Raw genomic sequence first — 13,100 nt, 5'->3', positions numbered from 1 at the left:
CGTTATTTGTAACCACCCTTCGTATTTAGATTTACAACTTTATCCAACGCCCAATATGTTTGTATATATTTCTGGAAATTCCAATCTCGCAGGAAGTTCTGGGTGGATTTCCTGCCCAGTTCAATCAGCTCCAGCTTATCTTCTTCTGTCAAGTAAAAATCCGTTGTTCGCAATTTAATCCCTTTGATAAAAATCGTTCTTACAGCACTGTGCGAATCCAAATGCCGTTGATCGTGGAAATCCATCATTGTACGAATTAAGGCAATACTAAGGTCTAACGGCCCAGCTATTTTTTTAGGTTGTTGAATGAATTCTGGACCGGATAGACGAAAACCGAAAGTTGGCCATTTCGGCACATCTGTTGTATCGAAAATCCAAATAGGATACTTACTCAGCACTGCACCATCAACAATTACATTTCCATTTAATTTTAATGGTCTTAAAATGTAGGGAATACTGCAGCTCATCCGAACTGCGGTGGCAACAGGAAAGGTGGCGGGGTCTGTTTGGTAAAATGCGAGGTCGTCAGGCAATATAGACATTCGATTCGCAGTGAGATCGGTGATCGTTACTTTCAATTTGTTTGGAGGCAAGTCGGCAAAAGTCGTTATCCCCTTTTCCCGCAGCAATTGATGTATCCACTGTTCTAATATGATGGGATTATACAAACCATTATGAAAAGCCAAACAGAGCCAAGGTCCAAACAACGGGAACTTGCCAATCCCTGTTTTCTTTTCAATCTGATTAAAAGGGAATTGGAGTAACCTCTCTGTAATTTCTTTGCCTTTATATCCTGCAGCAAGTAATGTCGCCATAATTGAACCCGCGGAAGTGCCCGCTAGCTGCCCCCATTCATAACCAAAGGCCTCCATTTGTTCGATTGCCCCAAGAAAAGCAAGCCCTCGAATCCCCCCTCCTTCAAAAATAGCATTTACCCTCATCCCTACACCCCCTTTCTTTATTTTATAAAGGTAGAGATAGGAGTAGACCAGAACACAGAAAAAGCTTAACCCAAGATCGCCGCGCTTGGGTTAAGCTTCTCTTTCTTGAAGTATCAGTCACAACATGATCCATAATGATGATGCGGCATGCAAGAATCATACTGTTTGTGGGAGTGACAGCCATGTTTACTTGAAGAGGACATACTGGACTCATAGTAAGAACCCGAACCGTAAGAATCATGCATGCCACACTTGTTCATATAGTAATGACATTTATCCTGGTGGTATTTCCTCTTTTTCATGTAGTAATGATATTTCGGTCGATGGTGTTTGTGTTTGTGGCATTTATTGGTGTAGTAGGACAACTTCTCCATATGAAATTGCAGCTTCATTTCATGTTTGGAAGAACCCGGCTTTTTCATCGGATGGTGCTTTAAGAGTGGTACCATATTCATCTTATTTGGCATTTTGGGCATTTTTGGCATCATCGGTTGATTCATCATGTGATGTTCTTCCTGTGCCATTGGTGGTATATTCATCATTTGGTTGGGCATCATTGGTTGATTCATCATGGAATTGGGTATTGGCATGTTGTCCATGGGCTTTGGCATCATGGGAGACATCTCCATGTTCGGCATCATCGGTGGGTTGACGGGATGGACCGAGGGGTTAGATGGCATAGGTGGCATTTGAGGATTATTTTCCATTCACTAACAACTCCTTAGGTTTTGGTCTATAAATTTTAGTCTATATAAGTTATGTGGACCGTGATAGGAATGTAACGACACCAGCCTAGAGGGAGCAATACCTATGCGCCTATTTTTTCCTCGCTTCCTCCCTTACCTTCCCGTAAATCTCTCTCATCATTTGTGGAAACGAAAAGGAAGAGGTCCAAAACGGGGGTGGGCCTTCCTCCATCCACTTCCCTGCTTCCGATGTTCGAGATGGAAGAGGAATTAATCCGAAATCTGTAGTCCCTGTCCAACCACTTTCACCTGGCTCCTTCTGCTTGGAAAGCCATGCAAAAATCTGGCTCTCCTTGATCCCCCTAAACCGCAGGAATTGCAGCAAATCCTTGGAAAAAACCTCCCCCGCGGCACGTACAACAGATTGAAGATGTCCGCAAGGAACAACAGGGGCTTGGCAAGTGCAGGTCGTATGCAACGGAGGGATCTCTAAACCAAATCGATGCCCGTACTCCCGAAGTTCCTCTGTATCGATTTTTCCCCGGTAAATCTGCAATAAGATAGAACGGTTTTCATATAGATCCTGGAGAATGTTCTCGATTTCCGGATCAGACAATGGATCAGCATAAATGGCTGACTCCTCACAATCCAACCCGCATACCGTGGCCAGGATTTTCCCTTCATCAATAACGAGCGATTGAATCGTGCCCCCTTTTTTCCGGGGAGAATCATGATTCAGCTCATCCCAATATCTATTCCATTGTTCGCTAAGTGATCCTTGACTTCTCCCGTTCATCCCAGTTTTCCTTTCATTCATCTAAAAGTTGGTGGCGAAGCAGGATCAGGTCCTGCAATTCATTCGTGGATAATTCTGTGACCCATCCTTCACCCATACCAATGATATCTTCGACAAGGCCTTTTTTTCTCTCGATCATTTCATCGATTTTTTCTTCAATGGTTCCCAAAGTAATAAACTTGTGTACCTGCACTGTGCGGGTTTGCCCCAAGCGATAGGCACGATCGGTAGCTTGATTTTCCACTGCTGGATTCCACCAGCGATCAAAGTGTATCACCCGATTCGCCCTCGTTAAGTTGACCCCGATTCCGCCCGCTTTAAGCGAAAGGACAAAAATAGGCGGTCCCTGTTCCTTTTCCTGAAACTCCTCGATCATTTCATCGCGCCGCTTTTTCACAACTCCCCCATGCAGGAACAGCACTGGAACACCTAGAGACTTTTCTAATGTGCTTTTCAGTAGCTCTCCCATTTTTGCAAACTGGGTGAAAATCAGCATACGATCCCCTTCTGCCAGCATTTCCCCTGTCATATCCAGCAACCGGTTTAATTTCCCTGACCGTTCCGGCTTAAACAAGGCATCCTTCAAAAAGAGCTGTGGATGGTTGCAAATCTGCTTTAATCTGGAAATTGAAGCCAAGATCAACCCTCTTCTCTCCATTCCCGTTGCCTGCTTTTCCTGTGTCATCAGTTCATCGACGACCCGCTGGTAAAGTACGGCCTGCTCATGTGTTAACATGCAAAATTCTTTGGACTCTATTTTTTCCGGAAGATCAAGTAAAATCGCCGGGTCATTTTTCGTTCTACGTAAAAACAAAGGTTTAGTTAACCGTTTTAGTGTCTCCAAACGCCCTTTATCTTGTTCCTTTTCCACCGGGTTAATAAATTCCCGGCGAAAACTAGAAAAACTCCCGAGCAACCCATGGTTCAAGAAATCGAAAATCGCCCAAAATTCCGCCAAGCGATTCTCAACTGGTGTACCTGTTAGAGCAATGCGATGCTCCCCAGCTAGTTTGCGGATTGCTTTGGCTTGCAGGGTCTGTGGATTTTTAATATGCTGGGCTTCATCAAGCGTGATCGTGTCCCATGGAATGCCCATAAAAAACAGAAAATCGCGATGGATCAAAGAATACGTGGTCACCACAAGATCCTTCTCCATGATCGCTTGCTTAAAGTCCTCTCCATTCAAACGATCTGCTCCATAATGGATAAACACCTTCAAGTCTGGAACAAATCGTTCGATTTCCTTTTGCCAATTACCGAGTACGGATGTCGGACAAATCAATAGGGTGGGCCCCTTCAATTCATCGTGTTCCTTACAGTATGCAAGATAAGAAAGAAACTGAATCGTCTTCCCTAATCCCATATCATCAGACAAACAAGCCCCCATCCCCCATTTACGCAGTTCAATTAGCCAGCTCATGCCAATTTCCTGATAGGGTCTTAAGATACCTTGAAAACTTTTCGGGGTAGGAATAGGATTTAACTGCACACCTTCTTTCATAAAACGGAACCAATCCTCAAGCCAATCCTTTACTTCAATGGACTCAATCCACACCGGGAGCAGGGACTGCTCCTCTCTTTCCGCATTCAGATACAGAACATCTCGTAAAGGAAGCGCCGGCGATGATCCCTTTTCCTCTAACCAATGTAAGGATTCTGAGAGTTCCTTGCCATTCACTTCCACCCATTGCCCGCCTACACGCAAGTATGGGTTAGGGTTCGTTTTTAATTGTTCCAGTTCTTCAGCTGTAAGCTCCTGTCCTCCTAATGAGGCCTTTAGGTTGAAATGGAGAATGGTCTGTAGGGAAAGCGAGCCCACATGCTGTTCCGGAAACTCCTGCAATTCCAACCGAACCTTGACACGTCCTTGCGAAGGCTGTAGCAATGTGCGCGGAGCCAGGACAAGTACCCCCTGTGCGCGGAGTTGTGGTGCTACTTCCTTAACAAACCGATAAGCCTCAATTAAAGTAATTCGACAATAAAAAGGGACATGCTGCCAATCTTCAAAAGCAGGGAAAGTGGAGGCAACCTCCGTGATTTTTTGCATGAATTGATGCCGCAGCACATCGGTTTCCAATTGTCCCCATTCCAGCAGACGATCCTCAGGGTTCACCCAGAGAAAACGAATTTTCCATGAATCATCATCCTGTGCTGGTTCAACCCGCAAGCACAATTTTCCCAGCACCTGCCCCTCATCCACTGCTTTTCCCTTGCCCCATCCACTCATTTGCGTGAACATTTCTGCCCATCTTCGGCCACTCCCGGGAAGATATTCTTCCATACAAAGACGATGAAGCCACTCTTCATGCAAATAAAAGGGCTTAAACTTTAACAACCGGCCAAGCTCGCTATGATTTAAAGAAATACGAGTATTGATGACAAGGCGAATAAAACTGTCTAGCACATCTTCCACAAAATCCATCACTTTTTTCCTTCGTTGCTCTACAGGAAGAAAATCTTTGCTTCGCCTTGCCCAATCCTCCAACTCTTCCTTTACCTTGGGGTCAGAAGGATCAAAAGTCCACTTAGCATAAAAATTTTCATCCTCATGAATCAGATCGGGAAAAAACCGTCCTTCTGCTGCCAAAGCGTTCGTCCAGGAAAAAAGTTGGATCCAGAATTGAAGCTCTTCCGCATGCGCCAAGCTATAAGTCGAAAGAATCATTAAACCTTCTGCAAGTCGAATCCGGGGAAGTAACAGAACCTCGTTTTCTCCACCGGGTTGCAGATCCTCCAGCAGTTCTCTTAGCTGAACTGGAAGATCGATGACAAGTCCTTTTTCTTCCATCCACACCTTAAATACGTATTCGTCAGTCATTTTTTCTGAAACATAGGCTCCGTGAAGGATCATCATCTTGATCTATCCCATCATCATTTGATCATCCATTTATTATAACATAAATTGGTAAACAACAAAAAAGATGCCCCAGGTCATTCCCTGTGCATCTATTTTTCTCTTTCAAATAGGAATATTTCACCAATTTTGGTGGTTTCTTTCACAACAAAGCCGAGTTCCCGCAAATGCTTCACCATTGCTTTATTATCCAGGCTGGTTTGACAGCTGATATGTCTTGCGTTTGAGAATGTATCAAATAATTGCGCAATCAGCATTTGCAATGCCTGCCTTACATATCCCTTCCCGCGAAATTCCTTGAAAATACAAATCGATGTAATATCAATAGAAAGACCGTGAAAATCGAAAGGCCTGGAGAATGCTTCCACAAATCCAACATGTTTGTTACTGACATAAATCATATAGAAAAGATAATCAGGAGGGAGCTGCAGCTTTGATGTTACATCCGTCATTGGATCCTTGACGTGGAATATTGTATCTTCAAGCCATTCACAATGCTCTTCATGCTTCTGCAAGGCAGGTTCCTTGATCCAATACTCCAACATTCGAGCGACCTCTTCCGCATGAATTTTTGTCCTGAGTTCCATATTCAAGGGATACCATCCTTCCCATTTACCTCGGTCAATTTTCTCTATTATACATAAAAACGCCGCAAAACGGCGTTTTTATGTATAATTTAGAATTATCGATATGCAATATAACCCTGGAGCTTCCTCTTTAATTGTTCTTTAGTCAGGTCAGAAGCCTCCGTAAGAGAAGGATCCTCCTTTTCCAACTTTTGTACATAAGCGACATAATTTGAGTACCAAACCGCATTCCGGCTTTCCCTGACAAATTCCTCAAATGCTTTCACTTCTGAACGCTTTGCCATGGCTACTTGTACTTTATTTTCTGTATCCATTTCGTCTTCCTCCTTACAGATACCTTTCATCCAAAAATTTTACCATAATTTTATGGGTATCGCCAATAACGTAAAAAATTATAATGATCCGTTGGAATTTCCCTCACCATTTTCCCGTTGGTGTCTACATATTTTTCATATTCCCTATACTTTTCGACAGACCATTCCCCATCCCTGTACCGATCTACTAGCCTCCATTCAAGGAGCATTTGCGGTTCAGCTATAGAACTTACCGGAGTTGGGTTTGCCTGTTCTTCGGCCTCAATTAGAATCTTACGTGGATCATAATGATCCGGAACAAACAGCAGCATCCCCAAACAAATATTTACAATTAAAAAAAATAGTGTCGCCGCCTGCACAAAATTGGATTTTCCCTGCTCTTTCATCCTCTCACCTCACCACATTATATGTACAGGCTTAAAACTTTTACCTCTTTTTTTCTGCAAATTCCTTGCTACCTCACCTTTCCCTATTTTTACCTGCTGAATTACCTAACCTTGTCCATTATCATAGAATAGAAAGGTTTAATAGAAAAAATATAGGAAAAAGGGAGAGCGAGATGAAGAGATGTTTGAGTTTGGTGATGATCCTGACTTTATTACTGACAATAGGATCCGCCTCCGCCCAAGCGCCAGAACACAATAATATTATTTATTTATTTGGTGCTAATTCTAGTACATATAAAAAACAATTGGAAAAAACAAACGGATTGGTAGGAACGCTAGCTCCCAATTATTTTAATCTCTCACAGGATGGAAAACTGCTGACAAGTGTTGACCGTGATTTTGTAAAGTATGCCCACCAAAAGGGTTATCGAATTACTCCTTTTATTAGCAATCATTGGGATCAACAGCTTGGAATTAAGGCAATGAAGAATAAGGATCAACTCGCTGAACAAATCGCTAATGCAGTACTGCAATATGATTTAGATGGGGTCGATCTGGATATTGAGAATTTAACAGCGGCAGAACGTAATTTGCAAACCGATTTTGTCAAGCAGTTAACCCAAAAATTACATCCACATGGGAAAACCGTCACCATCGCAGTTGCCCCCGCCCAATCCAATACAACACGAGGTTGGATAGGTTCATATGATTATGAATCCATAGGAAAATTAGTCGACCATGTTTATATCATGGCCTATGATCAAAGCTATCCAGGTGGTCCAGTGGGACCTGTGGCAAGCGTCAACTGGGTTGAAAAGTCGCTAAAATATATGGTTACAAAGATTGATTCAAAAAAGTTAGTGCTCGGCCTGCCTCTATATGGCCGTTATTGGACCGAACAGATTAAAGGCGATGGTCTTTTCTATTCAAACACCATGAAGTTACTGGAGAAGTCCAATGGAAAAGCCGTTTATGATGCAAAAACGGGATCGATGACAGCAAGCTTCAAAGGTTCGAACAACCAGAACTATACGGTTTGGTTTGATAATGCAAAAACCCTGATGGAGAAAATAAGACTTGTTGATCAATATGATTTGCGCGGCTGGGGAGCCTGGCACTTGGGTCAAGAGGACCCTGCTCTTTGGACAGCATTGAGTGGAGAAACACCCCTTTTCAGAGATATTTCCCAACACTGGGCAAATGAAGAAATCGTGGATATCGCAGACCAGGGAATTATTAAGGGGTATCAGGATGCGACCTTCCGCCCAAACCAAAGTATTTCTCGTGAAGAAGTGACGGCCTTATTGCTGCGCTTGATGAAATTCCAACCGAAGGATGAGATATATTTCCAAGATATCAATACCTCTCGTTGGTCTGCCGAAGCCATCCAAACCATGGCAAGTTACGGTATGGTGACAGGCTATCCGGATCAAACATTCCAGCCGAAAAGACCGATTACGCGTGCAGAATTGGCAGTGATCCTCGATCGCTGCTTCAAGTTCAGTGATTCCTCCATAAAAGGATCCGTGTCAATGTGGGATGTGGATTCCCATTGGGCGAAAAAAGAAATAATTGAGCTGCAAAAAGCAGGAGTTGTCACGGGATATAAAGATGGCAGCTATCGACCGAACGCTTTTGTTTCCCGTGCCGAAGTTGCTGTGATGATTGATCGGATTATTGATTGATTGGTTAAACCTACCACTTATAGTTCTTGGTCCTCCGGACAAAATAGAGATGTGGCATTGATGAACCTCTCTTCTAATCACATTCTTAAGGAGGAATTTCAAATGCAACAACAATCCGATAACAACAATTCAAATCAAAAATTGGTGCCAAGTGCTTCTGGGGCTTTGGACCAAATGAAGTTTGAAATCGCTTCTGAATTTGGTGTTCAACTAGGAGCAGACCAGACTTCACGCGCCAATGGATCGGTTGGTGGAGAAATTACAAAACGTCTTGTACAATATGCTGAGCAAGCACTTGCAGGGCAAAACATCCATTAATATAACCAACTGAATAACATGGAAAACAAGGGGTGCTCTAAGCACCCCTTGTTGTGTTTTCCTTGCACGCCATGATAAATCGCTGAAACAAGCGCAGCATCCGCTCATCCTTACGATATAAATTTTCCGGATGCCATTGTACTCCTACTACAAAGCGATGGGTTTTACTCTCAAACGCCTCGATCACCTGATCGGATGACCGTGCAGTAATGGTAAAACCGTTCGGTAAATGACGGATCGCCTGATGATGAAAACTGTTTACCTTAACTTCGGTTTCCCCCATCATCTCATGGAGTAAACTTTCCGGGACAATCTTGATCAGGTGGGAAACATGCTCTCTAGGTGCCTGCTGCGTGTGTTGCAATAAAGGTCGGTCAATCTGAGTGTATAGATCCTGGTACATATTTCCGCCAACGGCAATATTTAAAATTTGACATCCCCTACAGATTCCAAGGATCGGCTTGTTTTGGACAAGCATTGCTTTAACTAAAGAAATTTCAAAATCATCGCGTTCTGGGGTAATCTGACCAAGTCCGGGAATTGGTTCCTCATCAAAATAAAAAGGATTTATGTCCCCGCCACCGGATAATAACAACCCATCTATTTTACCTGCTATTTCGGTAATTTGCTGGGCATCTGTCAAATAAGGTAGGATGACCGGAATCCCCCCTGCCGCCAACACTGCGCCAACATTATCCTGAGGCAGTGAAAATGAATGTTTCTCTAAGGAAGGAGTGATGCCAATCAACGGTTTCACTATTGTCACATCCCTTCTCACCATGCAACGGCCTTATGTTAGAATATGCAGGGAAGAATAAAAGGTTAAAGCCTGGTTCCATCTCCGCATAGGAAAGTATGCGCTTCCTTTAAAGAGGAATACATCTTCTTCGGATATATTTCGATAGAAGCTTTTCTTACAGTAGCGGCGACATCAGCCTTGCTACAGATTCCTTTAGTTTATCCAGCAATGGACGTCGGGAGAAGGTCTTCAAAGAAAGTTCAGAGCTATCCACCATATCCTGGGAGAAGTCCCCTTCCAACCGTTCCGCCACGTCCGTATCGTAGACCACACTGCTTACTTCAAAATTATATTGAAAACTGCGAATATCAAAATTAGCGGTACCCAAGGTAGAGATTTCTCCATCGACGATCATGATCTTCGCATGAATAAACCCTTTATGATAGGTATAAATCTTTACACCCGCTTCCAATAACTCCGTATAGTAAGAGCGAGAGGCCCAGAATACCACCATGTGATCCGGCACGGCGGGAACAACAATCCTTACATCGACTCCACTTAGTGCGGCTGTTTTTAGCGCCATGATGATACTATCATCGGGAATCAAATAGGGGGTTGTAATATATACCGTTTTTTGGGCACCTGTAATGAGTGAGAAGTAAACTTTTTGAATGTATTCCCAATCGGAATCAGGGCCACTAGCTGCAATCTGCACGTAGTGCTTCTCTTTAATATTATGGTGCGGAAAATACTCACGACTAAGTGTAATGTCCTCTTTTGAGATAAAGTTCCAATCCATCAAAAAAATCAGCTGTAAAAGATAAGCGGCATCTCCCTCAATTTTCATATGGGTATCCCGCCAGAAACTAAATCTTTCACTTTTTCCTAGGTATTCATCGCCTACGTTTAGCCCACCCAAAAAGCCGATCGTCCCGTCCACAACGGCAATTTTCCTATGGTTTCGGTAGTTTACCTTTCTTAAATATGGAAAGAGAATTGGAGAAAAGATAATCACCTGTACACCAGCCTCTTTGAGGTCCTGGATATAGGTAGAAGGCAACTGCCTGCTTCCCAACCCATCGATAATCAAACGGACCTCAACCCCCGCTTTCGCCCTTTCCATCCAGATTTCTTTCATCTGCCGTCCGATCCCGTCGTCGCGAAGTATAAAGGTAATGAAGTGAATATGATGCTGAGCTTTTTCCATCCCCTCTAACATCGACTTATAGGTTGCTTCTCCATTTGTCAACACTTCGACTCGGTTATACCTGGTCATTGGTGAGCTGGCGCTCTGCCATAAAAAGTTGATAATCCGCTGCGGTCTCCCAGGAAATCTCTTCAGTTTTTCTGGTTCGTTTAGATCATATGGAATTTGAATCAATTGCTGCATCTCATTTAAATCAATCGTTTTATGCTTATACCGCCTTCTCTTCCTTACATTTCTCCCGACGAAAATGTAAAAGATAAATCCGATGATTGGAAACATCGTCAGGATTACGAGCCAAGCCACTGTCTTGGATGGATTTCGGTTTTCTAGCATGATCACGGAAGCAATGAAAATGATCGACAATGAAAACATGATAGTAAAAAAATGGGTAAATAAATACGCCAAGATATTCCAGACCTGTGAATCCTTTTTAACTGATATATAATGAAAGGGCGATAAATCCGTAATTTGTTCTAATAAATAATGGTAATAGATACCAATGAAAAATCCGGCTAAGAGGATCAATACTATGGGAATCTTTGATTTCATTTTTCACCTCCTCTTCCTTTTTTATAATCTGCGGAATTGGGCATTGCCATCATATTCTCCTTTTTCCTATAGAAAATGTCAAATTCCATGCTCGAAACGTTATTATTGACAATTTTATTTGTAATTATTACATTTACAGTATATACTATGATAAAGAAACTAATAGTACTTACCACTACTTCTTCTAGATTTTCTAATGGAGGCAATGTGTGATGAAAAAAGATAACCTGATCGACGTTGTGATGGAAAAAATTAAAGAAAAAGGTGGTCGGGTTACAATTCAAAGGCTTGCCATTATTAATGTTCTGCTCAAGCTGGATCATCCCACTGCCGAAGAAATTTATCAGTTTATGCGCAATGAATTTCCTACCTTGTCTTTCACAACGGTTTATAACACCCTTCATTCCCTACATGAAATGGGAATTCTTCGAGAATATCGTTTTGGTGAGGCTTCCCGTTTTGAAATGGCGGAAACCAACCATCACCACTTCTTGTGTCAAAAATGCGGAGGGATGAAAGATATTGAGGATTCAAATATTACCGTCCATTTGGATGAAAAACTCTCCCGCCATTATCATATCCTTAACACCGAGGTTGTGTTAAAAGGCCTTTGTCAAGATTGTATGGGGGAAGGGATCTGAACGAGAAAGGAAAGGGATACAAGGGATGTACGACCGCCTTTATATCGAGTTTTTATATTATTTTAACATGGAACGGGATTATTATGAATGCCATGAAGTACTTGAAGAATATTGGCTGCGTGAGGGGAAGAACAAGTGGCTTCAATCTCTTTTGCAAACTGCTGTGGCTCTGCACCATTTCCGGAATGGCAATATCAATGGCGCGATCAAGCTGTTTGAGCAAGCTTTGGATAAGTGCCAAGACAGCTGGGATGGGAAGAAAGGCATCCATGATGAAAAACTTTTTTCCGAAGCCGCCAGCTACCTCCTAAAGCTTAAAAACTATAAGGAAAGACCTTTTCCTTTTTATGATCTAACCATAGAAATCATCGATCCTACTTTACAAACATTGGTTAATCATTGTATTCCAGAGGGTGTTAAGGAGGAGGATAAATTTTAGCCTCTGCCCTTCGACCCCCCGGTAATTTACAGAGATTCTTCTTCCCTGTCCATCATCGTAACAGCCTGACTCCCCATTTGTTTCCAACTCTTGATAAAAGCGGTTCTTTCCACCCTCATCGCTTTGTTGCCGCTTAACGGATCATTGAGATAGACAAATTGGTTATCATAACCAACAAGTAAAACTACATGTTCCTTGAAGGTGGCGCGAATAGTCCGGTCATTTTTCTTCCATGTAACCCATTCATTGGTTAGGGAAAAGTTAGCCGTGGTCCATATCACGACTGGGTTTCCATTCGTTAAGGCCCATTCCAGCGCTGTAAACTCCTCGCCTGTCAGATCAACCGCCTGGTCATTTGCGTATTCTTTTAACAATTCAAATAGTGGTCCATGGTAAACCCCATAGCCTTTTCTCTTTCCTGTTATATCACCAACAAATCCTTCATTCGGATCTCCCCACTCGGAAATGGAAAGAAGGGAACGGCCTTTAAAAGGGGTTGGATCCTTTTTAACCTTCTCGGCTAGTTCTAATTTATCCACCGGAATTCCGGCAAAGTTTAAAAGCATGGACAAACTGGTGACCTCACATCCATTATATAAGTCTGGCAGTTGCTTGATGATTGGCACATCCAGTAAAACAGAAGCTGCCCGCTCCTTGTCCCCTCCCTCATTGCTAGGCCTGAGCACTTCTATTTCTTCAGGCTCCGGTTGAACTGCGCTTACATGCTGAACAACAGGACTGACGGTGACTTCTGGAATGAAAAAGAAAGATAAAAAGAGAACGAAGTAACAACTGACGAATATTCTCATGTTATATCTCCAATTTTCTGGGTAAGTTTTGTTCGTTTAAGGGTATTCGACAAAACCTCGAAAGTTCCTGCCATGACCAAGCTGACAATACTCGCCAAAATTTCATGAATAAAACTGAATTGGCAATGGGAAGATATATGGAGATGCGA

Annotated in this window: 14 protein-coding genes; 4 read left to right on the top strand and 10 right to left on the bottom strand. The window is 42.7% G+C overall.

Annotated features, from left to right (window positions below):
- Window positions 1-2 precede the first annotated feature (2 nt).
- The 7 genes from J2Z37_RS17730 to J2Z37_RS17700 all read right to left on the bottom strand — a co-directional run bounded on the left by J2Z37_RS17730 (window position 3) and on the right by J2Z37_RS17700 (window position 6,564).
- Window positions 3-941, bottom strand: a complete 939-nt coding sequence (locus tag J2Z37_RS17730; protein WP_209811641.1) for a patatin-like phospholipase family protein — start codon at window positions 939-941, stop codon at window positions 3-5.
- A 113-nt stretch (window positions 942-1,054) separates the two neighbouring features.
- Entirely contained in the window at window positions 1,055-1,648 is a 594-nt protein-coding gene (locus J2Z37_RS17725) for a hypothetical protein (RefSeq protein WP_209811640.1), read from the bottom strand.
- Window positions 1,649-1,757: 109 nt separating this feature from the next.
- The gene (locus J2Z37_RS17720; RefSeq protein WP_209811639.1) at window positions 1,758-2,444 is read right to left on the bottom strand and encodes a hypothetical protein; all 687 of its coding nucleotides are present in this window, start codon (window positions 2,442-2,444) and stop codon (window positions 1,758-1,760) included.
- Entirely contained in the window at window positions 2,437-5,277 is a 2,841-nt protein-coding gene (locus J2Z37_RS17715; protein WP_209811638.1) for a DEAD/DEAH box helicase, read from the bottom strand. Before J2Z37_RS17715 ends, J2Z37_RS17720 begins: the two co-directional genes overlap by 8 nt.
- Window positions 5,278-5,369: 92 nt before the next feature.
- Window positions 5,370-5,864: a GNAT family N-acetyltransferase gene (locus tag J2Z37_RS17710; protein WP_245203911.1), complete on the bottom strand. Its 495-nt coding sequence runs from the start codon at window positions 5,862-5,864 to the stop codon at window positions 5,370-5,372.
- Between the two features lie 95 nt (window positions 5,865-5,959).
- Window positions 5,960-6,178 carry a hypothetical protein gene (locus J2Z37_RS17705; protein ID WP_209811636.1) on the bottom strand — a complete coding sequence of 73 codons (219 nt, stop codon included), beginning with the start codon at window positions 6,176-6,178 and terminating at the stop codon, window positions 5,960-5,962.
- A 50-nt stretch (window positions 6,179-6,228) separates the two neighbouring features.
- Window positions 6,229-6,564, bottom strand: a complete 336-nt coding sequence (locus J2Z37_RS17700) for a hypothetical protein (protein ID WP_209811635.1) — start codon at window positions 6,562-6,564, stop codon at window positions 6,229-6,231.
- A gap of 173 nt (window positions 6,565-6,737) precedes the next feature.
- On the opposite strand from J2Z37_RS17700, the gene J2Z37_RS17695 reads away from it, so the two are divergent.
- A complete protein-coding gene (locus J2Z37_RS17695) occupies window positions 6,738-8,249 on the top strand; it encodes an S-layer homology domain-containing protein (RefSeq protein WP_209811634.1) in 1,512 nt (503 codons plus the stop codon).
- Between the two features lie 102 nt (window positions 8,250-8,351).
- The gene (locus tag J2Z37_RS17690; protein WP_209811633.1) at window positions 8,352-8,567 is read left to right on the top strand and encodes an alpha/beta-type small acid-soluble spore protein; all 216 of its coding nucleotides are present in this window, start codon (window positions 8,352-8,354) and stop codon (window positions 8,565-8,567) included.
- Window positions 8,568-8,604: 37 nt separating this feature from the next.
- Here the strand turns inward: J2Z37_RS17690 and J2Z37_RS17685 are convergent, their stop codons facing one another.
- Window positions 8,605-9,324 carry a gamma-glutamyl-gamma-aminobutyrate hydrolase family protein gene (locus J2Z37_RS17685; protein ID WP_209811632.1) on the bottom strand — a complete coding sequence of 240 codons (720 nt, stop codon included), beginning with the start codon at window positions 9,322-9,324 and terminating at the stop codon, window positions 8,605-8,607.
- Between the two features lie 157 nt (window positions 9,325-9,481).
- On the bottom strand, window positions 9,482-11,062 hold the full coding sequence (gene cls, locus J2Z37_RS17680) for a cardiolipin synthase (RefSeq protein ID WP_209811631.1): 1,581 nt from the start codon (window positions 11,060-11,062) through the stop codon (window positions 9,482-9,484).
- A gap of 212 nt (window positions 11,063-11,274) precedes the next feature.
- Between cls and J2Z37_RS17675 the strand changes: the two genes are divergently transcribed.
- Window positions 11,275-11,703: a Fur family transcriptional regulator gene (locus J2Z37_RS17675; RefSeq protein ID WP_209811630.1), complete on the top strand. Its 429-nt coding sequence runs from the start codon at window positions 11,275-11,277 to the stop codon at window positions 11,701-11,703.
- A gap of 25 nt (window positions 11,704-11,728) precedes the next feature.
- Entirely contained in the window at window positions 11,729-12,142 is a 414-nt protein-coding gene (locus tag J2Z37_RS17670; protein ID WP_209811629.1) for a DUF309 domain-containing protein, read from the top strand.
- A 26-nt stretch (window positions 12,143-12,168) separates the two neighbouring features.
- Here the strand turns inward: J2Z37_RS17670 and J2Z37_RS17665 are convergent, their stop codons facing one another.
- Window positions 12,169-12,951 (bottom strand): C39 family peptidase, encoded by a 783-nt coding sequence (locus J2Z37_RS17665; RefSeq protein ID WP_209811628.1) that lies wholly within the window; start codon window positions 12,949-12,951, stop codon window positions 12,169-12,171.
- Window positions 12,952-13,100: the final 149 nt, after the last annotated feature.

Source organism: Ammoniphilus resinae, assembly GCF_017873965.1.
GTDB classification, from domain to species: Bacteria; Bacillota; Bacilli; order Aneurinibacillales; family RAOX-1; genus Ammoniphilus_A; species Ammoniphilus_A resinae.
This window is presented reverse-complemented; position numbering and strand designations above follow the sequence as displayed.

Coding starts and splice junctions, on each gene's coding strand:
- J2Z37_RS17730 (WP_209811641.1), bottom strand. CDS start 941: ATGAGGGTAAATGCTATTTTTGAAGGAGGGGGGATTCGAGGGCTTGCT.
- J2Z37_RS17725 (WP_209811640.1), bottom strand. CDS start 1,648: ATGGAAAATAATCCTCAAATGCCACCTATGCCATCTAACCCCTCGGTC.
- J2Z37_RS17720 (WP_209811639.1), bottom strand. CDS start 2,444: ATGAATGAAAGGAAAACTGGGATGAACGGGAGAAGTCAAGGATCACTT.
- J2Z37_RS17715 (WP_209811638.1), bottom strand. CDS start 5,277: ATGATGATCCTTCACGGAGCCTATGTTTCAGAAAAAATGACTGACGAA.
- J2Z37_RS17710 (WP_245203911.1), bottom strand. CDS start 5,864: ATGGAACTCAGGACAAAAATTCATGCGGAAGAGGTCGCTCGAATGTTG.
- J2Z37_RS17705 (WP_209811636.1), bottom strand. CDS start 6,178: ATGGATACAGAAAATAAAGTACAAGTAGCCATGGCAAAGCGTTCAGAA.
- J2Z37_RS17700 (WP_209811635.1), bottom strand. CDS start 6,564: ATGAAAGAGCAGGGAAAATCCAATTTTGTGCAGGCGGCGACACTATTT.
- J2Z37_RS17695 (WP_209811634.1), top strand. CDS start 6,738: ATGAAGAGATGTTTGAGTTTGGTGATGATCCTGACTTTATTACTGACA.
- J2Z37_RS17690 (WP_209811633.1), top strand. CDS start 8,352: ATGCAACAACAATCCGATAACAACAATTCAAATCAAAAATTGGTGCCA.
- cls (WP_209811631.1), bottom strand. CDS start 11,062: ATGAAATCAAAGATTCCCATAGTATTGATCCTCTTAGCCGGATTTTTC.
- J2Z37_RS17675 (WP_209811630.1), top strand. CDS start 11,275: ATGAAAAAAGATAACCTGATCGACGTTGTGATGGAAAAAATTAAAGAA.
- J2Z37_RS17670 (WP_209811629.1), top strand. CDS start 11,729: ATGTACGACCGCCTTTATATCGAGTTTTTATATTATTTTAACATGGAA.
- J2Z37_RS17665 (WP_209811628.1), bottom strand. CDS start 12,951: ATGAGAATATTCGTCAGTTGTTACTTCGTTCTCTTTTTATCTTTCTTT.